The sequence below is a fragment of the Psychroserpens ponticola genome, assembly GCF_023556315.2.
GTDB classification, from domain to species: domain Bacteria; phylum Bacteroidota; class Bacteroidia; order Flavobacteriales; family Flavobacteriaceae; genus Psychroserpens; species Psychroserpens ponticola.
In genome coordinates this window covers 1,711,370-1,731,801 of the sequence record NZ_CP116221.1, presented here as the reverse complement: position 1 = coordinate 1,731,801, position 20,432 = coordinate 1,711,370, and the positions used below count along the sequence as shown (strand labels likewise).

The window sequence follows — 20,432 nt, the reverse complement described above, 5'->3', positions numbered from 1 at the left end:
TAATAATCAGTTTAAACTCACAACCTTATCCACACTCCAAGCTTCTGGTTTCATATTAAACAAAGGTTTTGTTTTAGCCCAAACGCCTTTAAACAAATCGGAATGTCTATAGTTTTCTAAATCAGCTTCAGTATTCCAATAACTATACGTAAAAAAAATGTTTGTATTGTGTTTGTCACGATAGAGTTCTAAAAACTCACAACCTTCAAAAGCTCTTATTTTATGTTTAACAACTTCAAAATCAGATAGAAATTCATCAATTTTTAAAGGGTCAAATCCCATTTTTACAATTCTAACAAACATAAGTTTATCGTTCTAATACTTCTTTTCCTTTATGAGTAACTGGAGTTGCAATAAAATTAATAGTTACTGTATCTCTTAGCTTTAAACCCATTAAACTAGAGGCACTTCCAACCGTGTTACAATCACTTTTATAAACTGCAATTTCTAAATATTCTGAAGAATTAAAAACCACTAAACCTTTACCTGCATCATAACGCTTTTCTTCAGGAATATCAAAATTGATAGCATCGCTATACTTATCATAAATCTTTTTAAACTTATAACTACGCGCCGAAATTTCATAATTGCGAGTCTTCTGAATAGATTCAAAAAAATTACGCTTAATATTGGTGACAACATTGCCATAGTTGTCAATATAAATCACACTACCAATAATTTGATTCTTTTCATCGTTAACAAACGGAATCAAATTCTTAATAGGCTTTATCGTTTCAATAACTTTTCCAATCACTTCTAGAGTTCCACCACGAGCAATATGACAAGCGACGTTAACAAAAACATCTAAAACAGGGAAACTAGTAGCAACGCGATCATGAATATTAATTTCAACAATTTTCTGCGGAGAAATGTCGCTGCATATCATACTCATAATGCCATTATTGGCGCAAATAAAATAGTGATCGTCTAATTGTACAGCAATGTGTTTGTTTTCAGGATTGAGTTCAGAATCGATCCCAATCATATGAATCGTTCCTCTAGGAAAACTGCTATAGGCGTTTTGAATGATATAAGCGGCTTCTGGAACATTAAATGGAGCGACCGAATGAGAGATATCAACAATTCTAACTTCAGGCAATTCACTATAAATAGCACCTTTTATAGCACCAGCAAAGTGGTCTTTTTCGCCAAAATCGGTTGTTAATGTGATGATTGCCATAGGTAAACTGCAAAAAATATTTAATAGCTTTAAGCTCTTATTTAACATGAATCAAAACTGTTAAAAACTAATACTATTTTAATCTTAGCATAACCTAATGAATAAAATAGTTTAATTATTTTTGGTAGAGATGTTATTAAATGAACTTCATTTTCTTTCATCACAAAACTAATAAAAGAAAACAGATTAATTAATAAATCGAATAGCTTTTGAACGAACTTATTTTAGAATTAGAAGAAATTACTCCTAAAGAATTTTTTGGAGCTCAAAATGCCAATATTAAAATACTAAAAGAATACTTTCCTAAACTTAAAATTGTTGCTAGAGGTAACAAAATAAAAGCCTATGGCGACGCAGATTTACTTGAAGAATTTGATCGTCGCATGAACATGCTAATGGAGCATTTTGGCAAATACAACAAACTTGACGAAAATGTTATTGAGCGTGTATTAACAAGTCAAAGTAGCGATGATTATACAACATCAAATAAAAGTGGAGAAGCTATTATACATGGTGTTAACGGAAAAATCATCAAAGCACAAACGGTAAACCAACGTAAATTGGTGGAGAGTGTGAATAAAAATGATATGGTGTTCGCCATTGGTCCTGCAGGAACTGGAAAAACCTATACTGGAGTTGCTTTGGCAGTAAGAGCGTTAAAAAACAAAGAAGTTAAACGAATAATTTTAACACGTCCTGCTGTTGAAGCTGGTGAGAATTTAGGATTCCTACCTGGTGATTTAAAAGAAAAATTAGATCCATACATGCAACCGTTATATGATGCGCTTCGAGATATGATTCCTGCAGAAAAATTAGCTAGTTTTATCGAAAATGGAACCATACAAATTGCACCTTTAGCGTTTATGCGTGGTCGAACATTAGACAATGCTTTTGTAATTTTAGATGAAGGCCAAAATACAACGCATGCTCAAATGAAGATGTTTTTAACGCGTATGGGTAAAAGTGCTAAATTTTTATTAACTGGTGATCCTGGTCAAGTAGATTTGCCTAGACGTTCCATTTCTGGACTGAAAGAAGCCTTGCTTGTGCTTAAAAATGTTGAAGGCATTGGCATGATTTATTTGGATGATAAAGATGTTATTCGTCACAAATTAGTCAAGAAAGTGATTGAAGCTTATAAAAGTATTGAAAATAGAGATTAATCTATAATTTTGATGTCACACTGAGCGCAGTCGAAGTGTCTTTTTAGTGAACATTATAATTTGAAGCTTTTTCCAGCTTTCCGCTATATCTTTTTTGCTTTTAATGGCAAAAAAGGATGCCGCTTCAATCTGGGCTAGGACTTAATCAATCATTATAAAGTAAATAGTTGGCAAGCCACTAAACGTAAACACAAATCAATACACAAACGTCTAAACCGTAATGAGTAACACAATAATCGATACCAATTTCAATTTTCCAAACCAAAAAAGCCTGTATAAAGGAAAAGTAAGAGCTGTTTATAATATTAATGATGAAGCATTAGTCATGATTGCTACAGATCGTTTGTCAGCTTTTGATGTCGTGATGCCAAAAGGAATTCCGTATAAAGGTCAGATTTTAAACCAGATTGCAACAAGCATGATGAAAGCTACTGAAGATTTAGTACCTAATTGGCTAACAGCAACTCCAGATCCAAATGTGGCTGTCGGACATTTATGTGAGCCGTTTAAAGTAGAAATGGTCATTCGTGGTTATATGTCTGGTCATGCTGCTCGAGAATATAAAGCTGGTCGTCGACTATTGTGTGGTGTTGAAATGCCTGAAGGAATGAAAGAAAACGATAAGTTTCCTAATCCAATTATTACACCAGCAACTAAAGCTGAAATGGGAGATCATGATGAGGATATTTCTAGAGAAGATATTTTAAAAAGAGGTGTTGTTTCTGAAGACGATTATATCGTTTTGGAAGATTATACACGTAAACTTTTCCAAAGAGGAACTGAAATAGCAGCCTCTAGAGGATTAATTTTAGTGGACACAAAGTATGAATTCGGAAAAACAAAAGAAGGCAAAATTGTATTGATTGATGAAATTCACACACCAGATTCGTCACGATATTTTTATGCTGATGGTTATCAAGAACGACAAGATAATAATGAAACTCAAAAGCAATTGTCGAAAGAGTTTGTGCGTCAGTGGTTAATCTCTAATAACTTTCAAGGTCTCGACGGACAAACAGTTCCCGAAATGAGTGATGCGTATATCAAAACCGTTAGTGAGCGTTATATCGAACTCTATGAGAATATTATGGGAGAACCCTTTGTAAAAGCTGATGTTTCAAATATTCAAAGTAGGATAGAGGCTAATGTTTTAAAATATTTAAATCAATAGTTTATTACAAAATTTCCGTTTGATACGTTCACAGGAGAAATATTATCAGGATTTGGAAGTATTTCTCCAAGAAAATTAAATACTCCTTTAATTTGTTGACCATTATCAGATTCTATTGTACAAGATCCTATGGGCTGCTGATTAGCAATACTGACAATATAGTATTGATCTTCACTTGAGTTATAGTATGAAGCAGACATAATGTATACTGATCCAAAGGCATATGTGTCAGCACCTTCATAATCTACTAAGGTCATATATATAGCATCTCCATTAGCACTCATTGCACTAATTACCATTTCATCTGAAACGTTGTACTCTGTCAATTCAGCAGAAAAACTCTCTACAACAAAATTCTCTTGGTTGACTTTTACAGTTAAAAATTCGGAAGAAATTTTGTCTTTAGAAGAACTATCATCACTTGATGAACATGAACATAATAATACGATGATTGCAAATTGAAGGTACTTAAATTTTAACTTCATAATAATGAATTTTAGTATTTGATATATAATACCATCACTAAAAAGTTAAATTGTCATCAATTTTTTTTGAAACAATAATAATTCTTCAATATTCAATAACATTATTAGCGTTCTTCAAAATTGAATTTATGAATGTATCCAAAGCTCATTTCTGTAAAATCGGCTTGACCAAAATTTGAATTTATAAAGGTACCAACATAAAAATCATAATTTGATTTTTTCTCTGAACCAATAAAATAGTACTTCAAACCAAATCGCGCAGAAACTAAACGTTTTAATTGATAATAAGCATCTAATTCACCTAAAGCAAATTCACCTCCATGATCTTCATTAATTGTTGTAGGAACAACACCATAGCCTTGGTTTAGCGTCCAATCAACTCTATAAGCAGGTTTATGAATGTTAAATCCAAATTGCACATCAATACCAATATGGTTTAATAGTATTTCACCATTTACTGTAAGTCCGAAATTTGTAGCATTCCAAAAAGGATTCTTTTTTAGGTAATCGTATTCACGACCTTCCTGAACTAAAGACTCATTGTTGTTAATATAATCGTAATAATTTTGATAAAATCTATAATAAAATCCGACTCCCAATTTAAAGGTATTATTTATAATTTTTCCGTATTCACCAGAAATAGTATACACTTCTGTTTTATCGCTAAAGGTTTCGGAAAGTGAGTTTATACCTGCTCCTAAATGTATCAAATAGTAATCAGAAATACTCTTTTTAAGCGCAATAGGTTCTAGATTGTTTATGTTTTTAATTTTTGAAGCTGATTTTATATCAGCAGAAAAACTAACTAAAAATGAATTATAACCTTGATTTGGTAAACGTGTATGACCATTTGAATGATGTGCATAACCAGCTCCAATTCTCCAATCTATAGTTTCAGAAGGAAATAAGTTATAATAGGCGAAAAGTCTGAATGACCAAGTTAAATCTGTTGACGTTGCTCGGTTAAAAAAATTGTCTGTAAAATCATATTTTTTATTAAAATAAGAAAGACCAGTACCAACATGAACTTTAAACCGTTCTTTTTTAAACCCATTAAATTCCATAAATGGTAATAACGAAAATGCATGTCCTAAAAACCGTTTATTTCCAAAATCTGTATAACCAATACTTAGTCCTGTTCTTGGATATTTAAGTCGCTTAGCCCATTCTTGAGTAGTGTTTAAATGGTTCCATCCAAAATTTATGAGATACTGTGTTTGCAAGGTTCTATAGGGAAAATCTGTATTTGACTCGCCAGTTATTCCAATCAATACTTCAGGAGTTAAAATAAACGCATTAGAAGGTTCTGATGTTGCATTAGGTTCTTGTCCGTAAATAATGATTGTAAAAAAAAGGAATATTAAAGTAGATGTTTTATTCATAAAAAGAAATATATAAAATTCAGTAATTTATCTTAATCGCTGAAAAACTTGTCTTAGTTTACTGTAAATAAAGGCATTGGTTTTAACGTAATGAAATGATATAATACAAACCAAAACCATAAAAATAATGGCACCAAAAAGGACTTCAATTGGTGTAAGTGATTTTGAAAAGAAATGTTTTAAACCCATTCCTGTAAAGCTTCCAAAAATAATAATGAAATGAATGACATATATCGACAATGTTTTTTGTCCAATTTTACCAATAATTGAACCTTTAAGTAACGGTTCCGAAGCATAAAAAATACCAAATAACAAAAGTACATTTCCGAATCTTGTAAACAAGTAATTGTAATAAGCTGAAGCCTTGAAAAGCTCAACGTCTGTCCAATAGTATAGCTTCATTAAAAACCAAGACGAATATTCAATGAGTAGGCTTCCGAAAATAAAAAAAGAAAAAATTGTAATTAATCTAAATCTATTTTTATGTGCATGTGAAAAGAAAACTGTTGCCAAAAATCCGCCAAAAGCAGTAAAGCCAAACCAAGGTAAAATAGTAAAAATCGAACCATTTTTTTTAGTCATATAATTTGCAAATACATCTGGAATATGACTTAAATTTAAGCTGCGATACAAAGGTTCTGTCAAAAAACATAAACATCCTAAAACTAAAAGCAAAACAGATAGCAAGCGCACGTACTTTCTAAGCAATACATAACAACCAATAAGAATTATTAGTGATAAGCCAATGCATTGTAATACATCAATAATTAATAGCGTATTACTAAGTTCTCCATTTAGCCAACTAAAAATATTAATACGCAATCCGTACCCAATAATAATCAGTAATAAACTTCTATAGAGTCCTTTTTTTATCCTTGGATAATCATCTCCTTTTTCTTTAGCTCTTAATAGCAGAAATAAAAATACCAATCCAGAAATTGTAAAAAATGTTGGTGCAGTAATACCTCGAAAATAGGACCAAATTTGAAATGCTAAATTAGATGTATTTCTGTAAATGGGATTTAAAAGTGTATCAATAAAATGACCTTGCAACATCATTAAAATTGCAAATGCACGTACTGCATCTATGAAGAAAAGTCGGTTGGATATCAATAAAATATTTTTAAAAAAATTAAAGATACTTTATTTTTTAAGGAATGCTAGATCTAAAATAATATCTTAGAGGAGTATTAATTTATTCATGGAACAACTTAATCTATTATCTGAAAAATTTTCTTCCCTTGCTTGGGGAATTCCCTTGATCGTTTTACTCATTGGAGGCGGACTTTATCTACTTTTAATTTCTAGGTTTTTGCCATTTCGCTTTTTTGGGCATGCTATTCAAGTATTGAGAGGACTATATGATGATCCAAATGATCCAGGAGAAATTAGTCATTTTAAAGCGTTAACAACCGCATTGTCTTCTACAATTGGTATGGGAAATATTGCTGGAGTTGCACTTGCAATTTCTGTTGGTGGACCAGGAGCAATGTTTTGGATGTGGATTAGCGCAATTGTAGGAATGAGTACCAAATTTTTTACTTCAACTTTAGCCATTATGTATCGAGGCAAAGATAGCAATGGTGATTTACAAGGTGGACCAATGTATTTTATTCGTGAAGGATTAGTGAAAAACTGGAAATTTTTGGCAATTATGTTTTCCGTTTTTGGAATGTTAGGAGCTTTACCTGTTGTAAATGTCAATCAGTTGAAACAAGCTATAAATGATATTATATTAATTCCCAATGGTGTAGAAGTAAGTACATCTACAAATTTGATAATTGCTGGTGTTTTAGTGATTATAACGTCTATTGTAATTTTAGGAGGACTAAAACGAATTAGTAATATCGCTTCTAAACTAGTACCATCAATGGTCATTTTATACTTTATCTTGGTATTAATAATTTTAGCCTTAAACTATACTGAAGTCCCAAAATATTTTCTAATGATTTTCACAGATGCTTTTGAAGCGAATAGTTTAGATACTGAAAGTCATAAAGATGTTATTGGAGGAGTTCTAGGCGCACTTATTCTATTAGGAATAAAACGTGGTGCTTTTTCAAATGAAGCAGGTATTGGTACAGCACCAATGGCACATGGAGCAGCAAAGACTAATGAACCTGTTCGAGAAGGTTTAGTCGCTATGTTAGGTCCTGTAATTGATACTCTTATTGTTTGTACTTTAACTGCTATGGCAATTTTAGTAACAGGTGTTTGGGAAACAACATCTGGAAATGGTGTGACATTAACAGCTTCAGCTTTTCAAGATGCAATGCCAGGATATGGACAGTATTTATTGATGATTTGTGTATTTATATTCAGTATTTCTTCTTTGTTTTCCTATGCATATTATGGCACAAAATGCATGTCATTTTTAATTGGAGCAGATAAAAAACACTATTATAATTACATCTATATTTTAAGTATTGTATTAGCAGCAACTGTTCCTTTTAATACAGTAATTAATTTTATTGATGGCATTTTTGCATTTATGGCAATTCCAACCATGTTAGCGACAATTTTACTTGCACCAAGAGTTGTGAAAGAAATAAAAGCATACAGAACACGTCTTAAAAACACTTAATATTTAGAGATTGAAGATTTAAATTGTTGAGGTGTCATAAGTTCCATTTTTTTGAATTGTCTATTGAAGTAACTCGTATTATTGAATCCAGATTTAAAAGCAATTTCAGACATTCTAAAATCTTTAGATTCTTTAATGAGCTTTTTAGAAAACTTTATTTTTTCAGAATTTATATAATCAATAGGTGAGACTCCTAAAGTGTTTTTAAATTGTTTGTGAAAATGAGACGTACTCATGTGAGCTTTTTTCGCTAAGAGATCAACAGAAATATCTTTATTAGTTAAATTATCTTTGATAAATTTAATAACAGAACCGATTCTAGTATCATTAAAAACCTGATTCGGATCGTTTAGAATTAAAGACTTCGCTTTGGTCTGCAATAATCTAACGACTAATTCTTGAATCATTAAATCTAATAAGACGTCTTTAGATTTGTTATTATTAGTAAAAGTATACGTTAGCCGTTCAATTAAATGATTTACATCTGTATTGTTAATTAAATGAGAAGCAGTTTGGTCTAAATTCCAATTATTGTTTTCGTTTTCAATAGCGACGTGATGGTTAAATTTTTCAACAACTTCATCAATTTTGAAAGCATCAATACCTAAGGCTAAACATTGGGTTGGACGATCTTTTGTGGCTATAGGAAAATCTATAACCATTTCCTTATTCGTTGGCATTACTACAGATTCACCAGGATAAAAATCAAAAGCTTCAAAACCATCAATGTGCATGATTTTCTTTCCTGTAAGCATACTTGCTATAATTGGAAAGTCAAAGGTTAGCGACACTTTTTCAGCAAGAGCATGAGTTTCATAAATATTAAGTTCTGCATAATCAGCATTATACGTTGTTCTATTTTCCACTAAAGTGGTCAGTTTTCTATTGTTTTTATGCTGATTTAATAAAGGTTTCATACTCAATATTACAAAATTTTAATGCATAAATAAGGCAAATAAGAGATATGTTCAAGAATATAATAAATATGTTCAAGATAATTAGAATATGATAAAATAACTTTATCAAAATTAAATATAAACCATTTTTTGGACTAAAATTTTTACTAATTACTAATTAAACAAGAAATTATATGAGTTATTCAAAACCAAAATTTAAAGAAAAATACGGCAATTTTATCAATGGAAAATTTGTAGATCCTATTGATGGTCAATATTTCGAAAACACATCTCCAATTGATAATAGTTTTATTGCAAAGTACCCTCGCTCACAAAAAGAAGATGTTGAGTTAGCTTTAGATGCAGCTAATGCCGCAAAAGAAGCTTGGGGAAATACATCTGCAACAGAAAGAGCAACCTTGCTAAATAAAGTAGCAGACATTATTGAAGCTAATTTGGAAGCGTTTGCATTAGTAGAAACTTGCGATAATGGAAAGCCAATTCGTGAAACCTTAAATGCAGATGTACCATTGGCAGTAGATCATTGGAGGTATTTTGCAGCTTGTATTCGTTCTGAAGAAGGCAGTGCAACTGAACTAGATCAGAATACCTTATCCATGAATATTAAAGAACCATTAGGTGTTGTTGGTCAAATTATCCCTTGGAATTTTCCACTTTTAATGCTATCCTGGAAATTACCTCCAGCTCTTGTAACTGGAAACTGCGTGGTTTTAAAACCTGCTGAACAAACACCTTCATCTGCAACCTTACTAATGGAGAAAATTGCTGAAGTGTTTCCGCCAGGTGTTGTAAACGTAGTACATGGCTTTGGTCCAGAAGCAGGAAAACCATTAGCGTCTAGTGCTAGAGTAGACAAAGTTGCTTTTACTGGAGAAACCACTACAGGACAACTAATTATGCAGTATGCATCTAAAAATCTAAATCCAGTAACTATGGAGTTAGGTGGAAAATCTCCTAACATTTTCTTTAATTCTGTAATGGATGCTGACGATGCCTATTTAGATAAAGCTATTGAAGGTGCAGTTTTATTTGCGTTCAATCAAGGTGAAGTATGTACATGTCCTTCCAGGATTTTAGTTCAAGAAGATATTTACGATGCGTTTATTGAACGTGTTATTGAACGTACAAATGCTATAATTCAAGATAATCCTTATGATGTAAAGACTATGGTTGGTGCTCAAGCATCTAATGATCAATATGAAAAAATCCAATCCTATTTTAAAATAGGAAAAGATGAAGGTGCAAAAGTATTAACAGGAGGAACAGCAAATAAATTAAGTGGTGATTTAGCAAACGGGTTTTACATTAAACCAACACTATTAGAAGGTCATAATAAAATGAGAGTTTTTCAGGAAGAAATTTTCGGACCTGTTGCTTGTGTGACAACCTTTAAAGATGAAGCTGAAGCTTTAGAGATAGCAAACGATACACTTTACGGATTAGGAGCAGGTGTTTGGACGCGAGATGCACATCAATTATATCAAATACCAAGAGCCATAAAAGCTGGTCGTGTTTGGGTAAACTGTTACCATGCTTACCCTGCGCATGCTCCTTTTGGAGGCTATAAAAAATCTGGGTTTGGTAGAGAAAATCATGTGATGATGCTTAATTATTATCGTCAAACTAAAAACATGTTAATCTCATACGATAAAAATAAATTAGGATTCTTTTAGTAGAATCGATTAATAGCTATAAAGGCTGATTTTTTTTTTTAAAATTCAGCCTTTTTAATATTATAAACTATGGAAAGAGTAGCAATTACAGAAAAAGCGTCAAAAACATTGGAGCTGTTAAAAACAAAACATGGTGAGTTAATTTTTCATCAAAGTGGTGGTTGTTGTGATGGTTCTGCACCAATGGTTTTTGAAAAAGGAGATTTGTATTTAGATGACAGTGATATTCTTTTAGGAATATTAAACGGTGTTAATTTTTATATGAACCAAGATCAGTTCGAATACTGGAAACACACACACTTAACAATTGACATTACTGAAGGTCGAGGCGCAAGTTTTTCTTTGGAAATACCTTTAGGTCTTCGTTTTTTTATTCATTCTAGATTGTTAACTAAAGAAGAAGACGCATTTTTTAATTTAAAATAGATACATTAACTTGCTAAAACAAAATACACTATAATGAGCAACTATCATATTAAGCATTTAGAAGAATATTATCAGGTGTACCGTAAATCGGTAAGAAATCCAGAAGTATTTTGGGAAGAAATTGCTGAAGAACATTTTATGTGGCGAAAAAAATGGAATAATGTCCTAAGTTGGGATTTCACGAAGCCAGAAATTAAATGGTTTGAAGGCGCACAACTTAATATAACTGAAAACTGTATCGATAGGCATTTACCAACTAGAGGTGATAAAACAGCCATTATTTTTGAGCCAAACAGTCCAGATGAAGCGGCTCAGCATATCACATACAATCAATTGCATGAGAAAGTTTGTCGATTTGCAAATGTTTTAAAAGATAAAGGGATTACTAAAGGTGATCGCGTTTGTATTTATTTACCAATGATTCCTGAACTAGCAATTTCAGTATTGGCTTGTGCGAGAATTGGTGCTATACACTCTGTAGTTTTTGCTGGGTTTTCATCAAATGCATTGGCTACTAGAATCAATGATTCAGATTGTAAAATGGTCATTACCAGTGATGGATCTTATAGAGGATCTAAAACCATTGATCTAAAAGGAATTGTAGATGAAGCGCTAGAAGATTGTGCTTGTGTTGAATCTGTATTAGTAGCAAAACGTATTAATTCTGATATTAAAATGAACGCTAATCGAGACCATTGGTTACAACCCTTATTGGATCATGCTGATGCAAATTGTCCTGCAGAAACGATGAATGCTGAAGACCCATTATTCATTTTATATACTTCAGGTTCAACAGGAAAACCTAAAGGTATGGTTCATACAACTGCTGGCTATATGGTATATACAGCATATACGTTTAAGAATGTTTTTCAATATAGAGAAGAAGATGTGTATTGGTGTACAGCTGATATTGGCTGGATTACTGGTCATAGTTATATTGTTTATGGTCCATTGTGTAATGGAGCAACTACAGTAATGTTTGAGGGTGTGCCAAGCTATCCAGATTTTGGAAGATTTTGGGACATTGTTGAAAAACATAAAATAAATCAATTTTATACTGCACCAACTGCCATTAGAGCTTTAGCCAAAGAAGGTGTTGAGCATTTAGAAAATCGAGACTTATCATCAATTAAAGTTTTAGGAACTGTTGGTGAACCAATCAACGAAGAAGCTTGGCATTGGTATGACGATAACGTCGGAAAGAAAAAAGCGCCTATTGTTGATACTTGGTGGCAAACAGAAACAGGAGGAATAATGATTACTCCAATTGCGTTTGCTACACCAACTAAACCAACGTATGCAACGTTGCCTTTTATAGGGATTCAACCTGCATTAATGGATGAGAATGGTCAAGAAATTAAAGGGAATCAGGTCGATGGTCGTTTGTGTGTTAAATTTCCTTGGCCAAGTATTGCACGTACCATTTGGGGAAATCATCAACGTTATAAAGACACGTATTTTTCGGCATATAAAAACATGTATTTTACAGGTGATGGCGCTTTACGTGATGAAGTTGGCTATTACAGAATCACTGGTAGAGTAGATGATGTGATTATTGTGTCTGGTCATAATTTAGGAACAGCACCAATTGAAGATGCCATAAATGAACATCCTGCTGTTGCAGAAAGTGCTATCGTAGGTTTTCCTCATGATATTAAAGGTAATGCTCTTTATGGTTATGTTACATTAAAAGAAACTGGCGAAACTCGTAATCATGATAATTTACGAAAAGAAATCAATCAAATCATTACTGAACAAATAGGTCCTATTGCGAAACTCGATAAGATTCAATTTACAAGTGCTTTGCCAAAAACACGAAGTGGTAAAATCATGCGTCGTATTTTACGTAAAATCGCTGGAAAAGACACAAGTAATTTAGGTGATACAAGTACACTCTTAAATCCTGAAGTCGTACAAGATATTATGGATAACGCTCTATAAGCATAGTGAAATGACAAAAAAACTCGGCTTAATAATTTTTGCATCGCTGTGTATTATAATTGGTTTATATCCATTATTGTATTTCATAATTGATTCAAATATTGGAATACTGACTTCAAAAAGCGCACACTTATTAAATGATGGTTTATGGAATATTGGGTTTTATATGCATATTTCACTTGGAGGACTTGCGCTATTAGTTGGTTGGACTCAGTTTAGAGAAAAACTTAGAAAAAAGAATAAAATCTTACACCGTAATTTAGGTAGAATCTATTTAATTTCTGTACTAATTAGTGGACTCTCTGCATTGTATATTGCTTACTTTGCTACTGGTGGAATTGTATCCATATTAGGTTTTTCTTGCCTAGCTATTGTTTGGTTGTATACTACTGTTAGAGCGTATTTAGAAATTATAAATAGAAGCATTAGCAAACACCAAAAATTTATGACTTATAGTTATGCTGCTTGCTTTGCTGCTGTTACTTTAAGAATTTGGTTGCCAATATTAATCGCTTTTTTAAATGATTTTATTATAGCGTATAGAATTGTAGCGTGGTTATGTTGGGTCCCAAATATTATTTTTGCTTATTATATGGTAAAGCAACAAAAAATGAAAAGACACAGATAAGCATTATAATTTTTTCAAAAGTACCTTTTCATTAGTAAATTGATTTGCTTCATCTAAGAAAACAATCATTTTTGACCAATCACTATTTAATTCATAGTAATTTTTATAACGCTTAGATGTTGTTATAATTAATTGATCGTCTTCAATTTTTGCAGTACTTATAAAAGCTCCAGTAGAATTGTCTACGTTTTTATTTAGTTTGTCTAAACCAGCAACCGTATAGCCTTCAGGGATATTTAATTTTATGGTATAATTAAACACTCTTGGATGTGGCAAATGCACATTTTCTGTACGCTGACGCTCTTTTTCATCTAAATCTATTTGGCCACCAATTAGTTTTCCAATTTCTACAATATAATTTGGACCAGCTTTCTTAATCAATGCATTTTTGGCTGTGAAATTTTCAGTAAATGTAAAATAACTGTCAAGAGCATAACGTCCATTATCATTTATGATAAAGTTATAATCTTCAATGTCTTCAATTCCATATTCACCTTGGGCACTGGCTTCAAATTTTTCCTTTTGATTATTTTTTAATTTCTCAATGAGAGCATCCATCTCTTTTTGAAATTTGATTTTATTTTTCTTTCCACGAGTAACTTCAATCCAAGACTCAGTATCATACTTCTTGTAATCTTCAAATACATAATCACTAAAAAGTAATCTATCATATTGTTGTTCTCCTTTATTATGGCCTTTAAAACTATTTACAGCTGTCATCGATAATCCAGAAAAATCATCATTAAAATTAAGTATCATCTCTTTTTTAGTTTCATTATCTTCATAACTTGATGTAGGTAAAGTTCCACGATCAATTTTATCAATAATACGCTTGTTTTTTTTAGATGACAACAATAGAACATCAGTACCTTCCATAAGAGGAGAGAACTCATTAATATTAGTATGTGGACTAAAAAACTCAGCGTACAATGGTTCGGCAGTATTAATTTTCACCATAACATTTACGTTACGTTCAATCAAGAGTTCATCTATAGAACCATCATATCGTTTCTTGCCAACTACAATACTATAATCTATTTTTTGTCGCTTAAGGAATTCTGTAAAATGTCTTATAAATTGTTTTTGATTTTGAATGAAGACCACATTATTTCCATACACCATAAATGGATATGCCGAAATACTAGCTTCTCGTGCATAAAACGCTTCTAAGTAACGTGTTAAATAAAAATGCCTCATGTAATAGTAAGCAGCAACTACTTTTTCAGAATCGTTTTTAAATTCTTTTCCTTTAAAAAAGGATTTTACGTCTCCTACATCGCCATCTGGCTTAAATCTATTGTCGTATAAGTCTAAAACTTCGTCTTGAGAAACTGTGGTTTTTATGATGGTTTCCTTTTCAGGAAGAAAGGCTAAAGCACGATCTTCAAACTTTCCCGAACGTGCAAAATAGACTTGAAATTTATAAGAAGGTAATTCAACTAAAGGATAAAACCAACGTGTATATTCACGTTTTGCAATATTAGTTTCAGTAAGTTCATAACGTCTCATGTTCTTTTTATCAGTAGCTATTTCTTGTAAATCTGGAGCACCATTAAACGACTTGAAATTGATAAAAAAATCATTTTCTGTTTCAAAGAATAATTTGAAATCCATAATTGGATATTCTTCATTCAAACTTGTTTCAACAGGTTCAAACCCGAAAGCATAAGTGCTTTTGAAAGGTTCATTTTTATAAGAATAGTAATCGATTATATCTCCAACTTCAAGGTTTGAGATCGCTAATTTTGTTTCGCCATCAACTTCAACAGCATCTTTTTCTACATCTATTTCTGTAATACTTCCATCTGGTTTAATTATTTTAACACCAACATAAGTGTCACCTTTTACTTTCCATGAATAACGCCCTTTAGAGGATCTAAATCGTCTTGTAAACGCAAATTCGGAAAACTCTTCAACAGCAGCTTTATCTAATAATTTAATACGTTTTCTAACTGAAGTTGTATACGTTACATTTTTACCATACTTATGGAAATCGTAGTTTTCATTTTTATAAATGATAACTGCAGATTCATTTGATAATTCAGCAGGAATATCATTTGCATTTTTGTATTGATCGTTATCTCCCCAAAAAAAATCTTTAGCAGCTAATTCTTCTTTTGATTGTGAAAACGCAGTAGAAGTAAGTGCGAATATGAATAATAGTAAATATTTAGATGTCATATGTTAGTCTTTATTTAATATAATTTGTTCGTTGTATAAGGCGTCAAGTTTTTTGATGAAACCGTTCCATTCTTCAAAATCGGTAGTTTCAATTTTAGCGTTTTTAATACGGAATTGTTTTTTGTAGACAATCACATTGTTTTCTTTTGAAAAGTTGACACTCATATCAAAATTATCACTTGTGATAGAAATGTTTTCTGGTAAATGCGAAATATTATAACCTTGAGGTATTTCTAATCGTGTGATTGATTCCATGTCTTTTTTAGAACTAAAAATATAATCTGTTTTACGTTCTTCCATCACAAAATTTGATAGTTGTTTGTCGAAATCAAGATCGATATAAACCTGATTATCAAAAGAAGATACAGCATTTTTTATATCAACATTGTAAGCGATATTGATGTTACTATCACGATTTTGCAAATTTGAAGTTTCAATATTTGAGACTTTAATATTGCTATTCCCTTTATTAAGATAATACTCTAAAAATTCATCCTTTTTATCATTTTTCAAGCTATTAAAATAATAGAGTAGTCCAGAACGACTTTCTCCATTATATGTTTTATCGACTTTACCAATCATATTATCTTCTGAAAGTTTTAAACTATAAGCGAATTGTTCTTTATTAAATTCAGCTTCAGAAGTTGGCACATATTCTAAAATAAATTCGTCTCCATTTTCTATTAATACTTGCTTGCCTTGAATGCGATCTGCATATTCGCCATAAGCGTTGAACTTTTCTGTTCCATCTAGAAATATGGTTTTTCCGTCTTTAAAAAGTGTACAAATCATATGATTATCTACAGAAAGATTAGGAGTAGAGTAGTCATAAGCAATTCGTTTTGTGCCAATCCAAGTTAATCGAGCATCAAAACCAGCTTCAATCAACATTTGTTTCGTTAGGTTAGCCATACCTTTACAATCACCATAGCGTTTTGTAAACACATTGGCAGCTTCATCTGGTTTGAAACCAGCAATACCATCTTCAAAAGCGATGTATCTAATATTGTCTTGAACCCAATAGTAGATGTTTTTTATTTTTTCTTCATCTGAAGTCGCATTTGCTGTCAGTTCTATTACCTTATCTGTAATTGGCGCATTATCATTTTCTAAACTATTAACTAACGATTTGTACCAATTATAAAGGTCCTGAGTTTCTTTAAAAATGTTAACTGTTTTTCCATTAAGTGTATACGATTTAGGCAAAACAAGCACATGAGGATAAATATAAGTTGGTCCTGGTGCTGAATTATCTTTATACATTCCTGGAGTATCTTTTAAAGTGTATGTATGAATTTTTCCGTTGCCTTTTTGATTGGGATGTACACTTTTTTCAATCGCATAACCATCAAAATTCAACTCTCTGAGTTCAATATCTAACCAATTTGGAATTTCAATACGAATTGTTTTCTTAACCGTTGGATATTCACCATTAAAATATAGCTTGGTAAAATATTTTATGTCTTTATATTCCTTTTTAATTGAAGTCAAGTAACGATACCCTTTTAAAGGAAAATCTATATTTGCATATTGTACGCGACTATCATTGTGAAATAAATCATCACTTGTATAGGCTTCGTCTTTTACAAAAAAGTTGGCTTCCTTTTTATTTTTATATCGAATTTGAAATTCTTCAATAGTAGATTCTCCATCATAAAAATTATAAACTTGAATATCTGCTCTAGAATCAATATTTATCATGTTCTCACTAACATGATGCATCACAGTTACTTTTCCATCGCGCTTATTTAAACCAAAAGTAACTTGATCTTTACTGCTAACTAATGCTACATTATCATCTGGATATTGCTCTTTTAAACTCGTTGCTAATGTGATATCTTGAGTCGCTGGTTCTATTCTTTTTTGTGAAAAAGCAGAACATGTTAGTGTTAAACAGATGATAACACTTAAAGTATATTTAATCATATATAAATGGTTAAGAATGCGAATATATTGTTTCAAAAGACAATGTAAAATTAAAAATAAGGCTTTTTTTATTATTAAACTGAAACTTTAAAAATTATGCGTGCATAGTATTTTTCATATCTTTACAAAAATGGTATAGAATGACATCTACAAAACTCACAAAGCTTTTAAATATTAAATATCCTATTATACAAGCACCAATGTTTTTGGTTTCTAATGTATCTATGGTCGTTGAAGCGATGAATGCTGGAATTGCTGGCTGTATTCCTGCACTAAATTATAGAACACTTGACGAATTACGTACTGCTATTAAAACGTTAAAAGCGGCTAAAGTTGAGGGTGGTTCTTTCGGATTTAATTTAATTGTTAATAAATCTAATATCAAGTATAAAGGGCAATTAGAAGTGTTGTGCGAAGAAGGTTGCGACTTTATAATTACATCTTTGGGTAGTCCTGAAGAGACCATAAATCAAGCTCGTAAAGCTGGTATTAAAGTATTTTGTGATGTAACCGATTTAAAATTTGCCAAAAAAGTGGAACAATTAGGAGCTGATGCAGCCATTGCAGTAAACAATGAAGCTGGTGGTCATAGAGGAAATCTCTCTCCTGAACAACTTACCAATTTATTAAGTAAAGAATTAACTATTCCTGTAATTTCTGCAGGTGGTGTTGGTTGCAAAACTGATATTGAAAACATGTTAAGTTATGGCGCTGAAGGCGTCTCAGTTGGAAGCCCGTTTATTGCTTCAATCGAAGCTGGTGTAACTGATGATTACAAACAAGCGTGTGTCGATTATGGAGCTGATGATATTATCATGACCGAACGTATTTCTGGAACGCCATGCACAGTGATTAATACTCCATATGTTCAAAAAATTGGCACGAAAGCCACTTGGATAGAGAACCTATTGAATAAGAACAAAAAACTCAAAAAATGGGTCAAAATGGTTCGATTTTCAATTGGTATGAAAGCGACTGAAAAAGCAGCTACAAAAGCCACATATAAAACCGTTTGGGTTGCTGGACCTAGTATTGAACATACTAAAGCTATTTTACCTGTTAAAACTATCGTTGCAAACTTGGTCAATTAGTAATAATAGCAAATGGTTTCTAAAACTGTAACATTCTTATAGATGCGTTATCTTTATCATAACCATCAATTTGAAATCTATGAAAACAAAATTAAGTTTACTCTTCACCTTATTGCTATTTTTAAATTGTAAAGACGATACTAAAGTTCTTCAAAACGAGACATTAAATCCCATTGAGTATTTAATGGTAAATAATGCAAACCTCATGCTTGAATATCCAGAAATTAATTCAATTTCAATAGGAGTTTATAAAGATGGTAAAACATATAATGGGTATTATGGTGAAATTGATAAAGGCAGAAACAACTTACCTAATGATAGTTCACTTTTTGAAATAGCTTCAGTTACTAAATCATTTACAGGAATAATAACTGCTCAAGCCGTTTTAGATGGAAAAATTAAACTTGAAGATGATATAAGAATTTATTTTGATGGTTCATTTCCTAATTTAGAATTCGAAAATCGACCAATTCAAATTCGAGATTTATTAACGCATACAAGTGGAATAAGAAGAGATTTTTCTGAAGTATTAGCAAAAATGTTTTCACCAAATGCCACTTGGAAAGATAAAAAAGAGATCCAAAACTACAATCGAGACACATTACTCAAAGATTTAATGACTTATAAATTAGATACAATTCCAGGTGTGAAATATGAGTATTCACCATTTATTGGTCCTGAGCTTTTAGTACTTATTCTTGAGAAAGTATATGATAAATCGTATATAGAATTAATAGATGAGCAAATTTTGTATAAAGCAAATATGTCTGAAACAACAATGTCATTAACATCTTTAGAAGGAGAAAGATTTATAAGAAGTTACACTGATGAAGGACAAATTGTTGAGCCTATGACTGTTATTATGTCTGGCGCTGGAGGAGGCTTAAAATCTACAATTCCGAATATGACTAATTACATAAAATACCTTCTTGAAACTGATAATCCTGTGATTAAAGAAATGCAAAAACCGTTATTTAAAGATGAAGAAGACGATATGTTTGGGTATTTCTGGCAAGTTAATACCGATGGCGAATTTATGCATAATGGAGGTACTAACGGAAGTACAAATTGGGTAATTGTTATGCCAGAACTAAATGCAGGATTTACAGTAGCGTTTAATTCAAATGGAGATACATCTGGAACATTAATTAATAGAATTGCTAATAACATTATAAATGATTTAGAAAGATTTCCTAAAAAGAATGTGTATTTCCTTTTACAAAATAAAATTTTTGAAAACACAGATAAAGGAATAGCATTTTATAAAACTTCAAAAGCAGAAAAAGCCAATGAGTTTGATTTTAAAGATTCTTCTGCACTTAATACAATTGGCTATGACCTTCTTGGATACAAACAAAATGAAGCAGCAATTAAAGTATTTCAACTGTTAGTTTCAGAATTTCCTAATGAAGGAAACCCTTACGATAGTCTTGGTGAAGCTTACTTTATAAATGAGCAATATGATTTATCTTTAGAAAATTATAAAAAAGCATTTGAACTAAACTCAAATAATGGCAATGCAAAAACAATGATTGATGAGATAAATACAATCATTTCTCAGAGTTAAAAATTCTACTATCTTTTACAAAATTCATATATTGAACAAAAACTTTATTTAAAATTGTCCCCTTTTTTAATTTAAGATACGTCTTAACTGTATAAACAATTAAATTTTAAAGATTAT

Annotated in this window: 17 protein-coding genes; 9 read left to right on the top strand and 8 right to left on the bottom strand. The window is 31.4% G+C overall.

The annotated features are described in order from the left end of the window. Positions 1–6: 6 nt before the first annotated feature. On the bottom strand, positions 7–303 hold the full coding sequence (locus MUN68_RS07690; RefSeq protein WP_249994707.1) for a putative quinol monooxygenase: 297 nt from the start codon (positions 301–303) through the stop codon (positions 7–9). A gap of 4 nt (positions 304–307) precedes the next feature. Next, positions 308–1,180: an SAM hydrolase/SAM-dependent halogenase family protein gene (locus tag MUN68_RS07685; protein ID WP_249994704.1), complete on the bottom strand. Its 873-nt coding sequence runs from the start codon at positions 1,178–1,180 to the stop codon at positions 308–310. Positions 1,181–1,389: 209 nt separating this feature from the next. Between MUN68_RS07685 and MUN68_RS07680 the strand changes: the two genes are divergently transcribed. Beyond that, positions 1,390–2,343, top strand: a complete 954-nt coding sequence (locus MUN68_RS07680; protein WP_249994701.1) for a PhoH family protein — start codon at positions 1,390–1,392, stop codon at positions 2,341–2,343. Positions 2,344–2,563: 220 nt separating this feature from the next. Beyond that, positions 2,564–3,514, top strand: coding sequence for a phosphoribosylaminoimidazolesuccinocarboxamide synthase (locus MUN68_RS07675; RefSeq protein WP_249994698.1), 951 nt, complete (start codon positions 2,564–2,566; stop codon positions 3,512–3,514). On the opposite strand, the gene MUN68_RS07670 is transcribed toward MUN68_RS07675, so the two are convergent. The 3 genes from MUN68_RS07670 to MUN68_RS07660 form a co-directional block, all read right to left on the bottom strand. Continuing rightward, positions 3,508–3,999 (bottom strand): DUF6252 family protein, encoded by a 492-nt coding sequence (locus MUN68_RS07670; protein ID WP_249994696.1) that lies wholly within the window; start codon positions 3,997–3,999, stop codon positions 3,508–3,510. The two genes, MUN68_RS07675 and MUN68_RS07670, sit on opposite strands and share 7 nt — an antisense overlap. A gap of 104 nt (positions 4,000–4,103) precedes the next feature. Next, positions 4,104–5,381, bottom strand: coding sequence for an acyloxyacyl hydrolase (locus MUN68_RS07665; RefSeq protein ID WP_249994693.1), 1,278 nt, complete (start codon positions 5,379–5,381; stop codon positions 4,104–4,106). Between the two features lie 27 nt (positions 5,382–5,408). After that, complete coding sequence (locus MUN68_RS07660; protein ID WP_249994691.1) at positions 5,409–6,494, bottom strand: heparan-alpha-glucosaminide N-acetyltransferase domain-containing protein; 1,086 nt, start codon at positions 6,492–6,494, stop codon at positions 5,409–5,411. 88 nt (positions 6,495–6,582) lie between these two features. Here MUN68_RS07660 and MUN68_RS07655 point away from each other — a divergent pair, with 88 nt between their 5' ends. Beyond that, on the top strand, positions 6,583–7,965 hold the full coding sequence (locus MUN68_RS07655) for an alanine/glycine:cation symporter family protein (RefSeq protein ID WP_249994688.1): 1,383 nt from the start codon (positions 6,583–6,585) through the stop codon (positions 7,963–7,965). Here the strand turns inward: MUN68_RS07655 and MUN68_RS07650 are convergent. Next, entirely contained in the window at positions 7,962–8,882 is a 921-nt protein-coding gene (locus MUN68_RS07650) for an AraC family transcriptional regulator (RefSeq protein WP_249994686.1), read from the bottom strand. The two genes, MUN68_RS07655 and MUN68_RS07650, sit on opposite strands and share 4 nt — an antisense overlap. Positions 8,883–9,055: 173 nt before the next feature. On the opposite strand from MUN68_RS07650, the gene MUN68_RS07645 reads away from it, so the two are divergent. From MUN68_RS07645 to MUN68_RS07630, 4 genes are all read left to right on the top strand, one after another. After that, positions 9,056–10,555, top strand: a complete 1,500-nt coding sequence (locus MUN68_RS07645; protein ID WP_249994684.1) for an aldehyde dehydrogenase family protein — start codon at positions 9,056–9,058, stop codon at positions 10,553–10,555. Between the two features lie 69 nt (positions 10,556–10,624). Further along, positions 10,625–10,981: a DUF779 domain-containing protein gene (locus MUN68_RS07640; RefSeq protein ID WP_249994682.1), complete on the top strand. Its 357-nt coding sequence runs from the start codon at positions 10,625–10,627 to the stop codon at positions 10,979–10,981. 33 nt (positions 10,982–11,014) lie between these two features. Further along, positions 11,015–12,922 carry an acetate--CoA ligase gene (acs, locus tag MUN68_RS07635; protein ID WP_249994680.1) on the top strand — a complete coding sequence of 636 codons (1,908 nt, stop codon included), beginning with the start codon at positions 11,015–11,017 and terminating at the stop codon, positions 12,920–12,922. A gap of 10 nt (positions 12,923–12,932) precedes the next feature. Next, positions 12,933–13,550, top strand: a complete 618-nt coding sequence (locus MUN68_RS07630; RefSeq protein WP_249994677.1) for a DUF2306 domain-containing protein — start codon at positions 12,933–12,935, stop codon at positions 13,548–13,550. Between the two features lie 3 nt (positions 13,551–13,553). Here MUN68_RS07630 and MUN68_RS07625 read toward each other — a convergent pair whose 3' ends face one another. Both MUN68_RS07625 and MUN68_RS07620 read right to left on the bottom strand, forming a co-directional pair. Continuing rightward, positions 13,554–15,731 (bottom strand): DUF3857 domain-containing protein, encoded by a 2,178-nt coding sequence (locus MUN68_RS07625; protein ID WP_249994675.1) that lies wholly within the window; start codon positions 15,729–15,731, stop codon positions 13,554–13,556. Between the two features lie 3 nt (positions 15,732–15,734). Further along, positions 15,735–17,657 (bottom strand): transglutaminase-like domain-containing protein, encoded by a 1,923-nt coding sequence (locus MUN68_RS07620; RefSeq protein ID WP_249994672.1) that lies wholly within the window; start codon positions 17,655–17,657, stop codon positions 15,735–15,737. A 140-nt stretch (positions 17,658–17,797) separates the two neighbouring features. Here MUN68_RS07620 and MUN68_RS07615 point away from each other — a divergent pair, with 140 nt between their 5' ends. Together MUN68_RS07615 and MUN68_RS07610 are read left to right on the top strand one after the other, a co-directional pair. Beyond that, positions 17,798–18,748, top strand: a complete 951-nt coding sequence (locus MUN68_RS07615) for an NAD(P)H-dependent flavin oxidoreductase (protein ID WP_249994670.1) — start codon at positions 17,798–17,800, stop codon at positions 18,746–18,748. A gap of 79 nt (positions 18,749–18,827) precedes the next feature. Further along, positions 18,828–20,315: a serine hydrolase gene (locus MUN68_RS07610; protein WP_249994667.1), complete on the top strand. Its 1,488-nt coding sequence runs from the start codon at positions 18,828–18,830 to the stop codon at positions 20,313–20,315. The last annotated feature ends 117 nt before the right edge of the window (positions 20,316–20,432 follow it).

Excerpts from the sequence above, each read along its gene's own strand:
- MUN68_RS07690 (WP_249994707.1), bottom strand. The coding sequence starts at position 303 with ATGTTTGTTAGAATTGTAAAAATGGGATTTGACCCTTTAAAAATTGAT.
- MUN68_RS07685 (WP_249994704.1), bottom strand. The coding sequence starts at position 1,180 with ATGGCAATCATCACATTAACAACCGATTTTGGCGAAAAAGACCACTTT.
- MUN68_RS07675 (WP_249994698.1), top strand. The coding sequence starts at position 2,564 with ATGAGTAACACAATAATCGATACCAATTTCAATTTTCCAAACCAAAAA.
- MUN68_RS07670 (WP_249994696.1), bottom strand. The coding sequence starts at position 3,999 with ATGAAGTTAAAATTTAAGTACCTTCAATTTGCAATCATCGTATTATTA.
- MUN68_RS07665 (WP_249994693.1), bottom strand. The coding sequence starts at position 5,381 with ATGAATAAAACATCTACTTTAATATTCCTTTTTTTTACAATCATTATT.
- MUN68_RS07655 (WP_249994688.1), top strand. The coding sequence starts at position 6,583 with ATGGAACAACTTAATCTATTATCTGAAAAATTTTCTTCCCTTGCTTGG.
- MUN68_RS07650 (WP_249994686.1), bottom strand. The coding sequence starts at position 8,882 with ATGAAACCTTTATTAAATCAGCATAAAAACAATAGAAAACTGACCACT.
- MUN68_RS07645 (WP_249994684.1), top strand. The coding sequence starts at position 9,056 with ATGAGTTATTCAAAACCAAAATTTAAAGAAAAATACGGCAATTTTATC.
- MUN68_RS07640 (WP_249994682.1), top strand. The coding sequence starts at position 10,625 with ATGGAAAGAGTAGCAATTACAGAAAAAGCGTCAAAAACATTGGAGCTG.
- acs (WP_249994680.1), top strand. The coding sequence starts at position 11,015 with ATGAGCAACTATCATATTAAGCATTTAGAAGAATATTATCAGGTGTAC.
- MUN68_RS07630 (WP_249994677.1), top strand. The coding sequence starts at position 12,933 with ATGACAAAAAAACTCGGCTTAATAATTTTTGCATCGCTGTGTATTATA.
- MUN68_RS07625 (WP_249994675.1), bottom strand. The coding sequence starts at position 15,731 with ATGACATCTAAATATTTACTATTATTCATATTCGCACTTACTTCTACT.
- MUN68_RS07620 (WP_249994672.1), bottom strand. The coding sequence starts at position 17,657 with ATGATTAAATATACTTTAAGTGTTATCATCTGTTTAACACTAACATGT.
- MUN68_RS07615 (WP_249994670.1), top strand. The coding sequence starts at position 17,798 with ATGACATCTACAAAACTCACAAAGCTTTTAAATATTAAATATCCTATT.
- MUN68_RS07610 (WP_249994667.1), top strand. The coding sequence starts at position 18,828 with ATGAAAACAAAATTAAGTTTACTCTTCACCTTATTGCTATTTTTAAAT.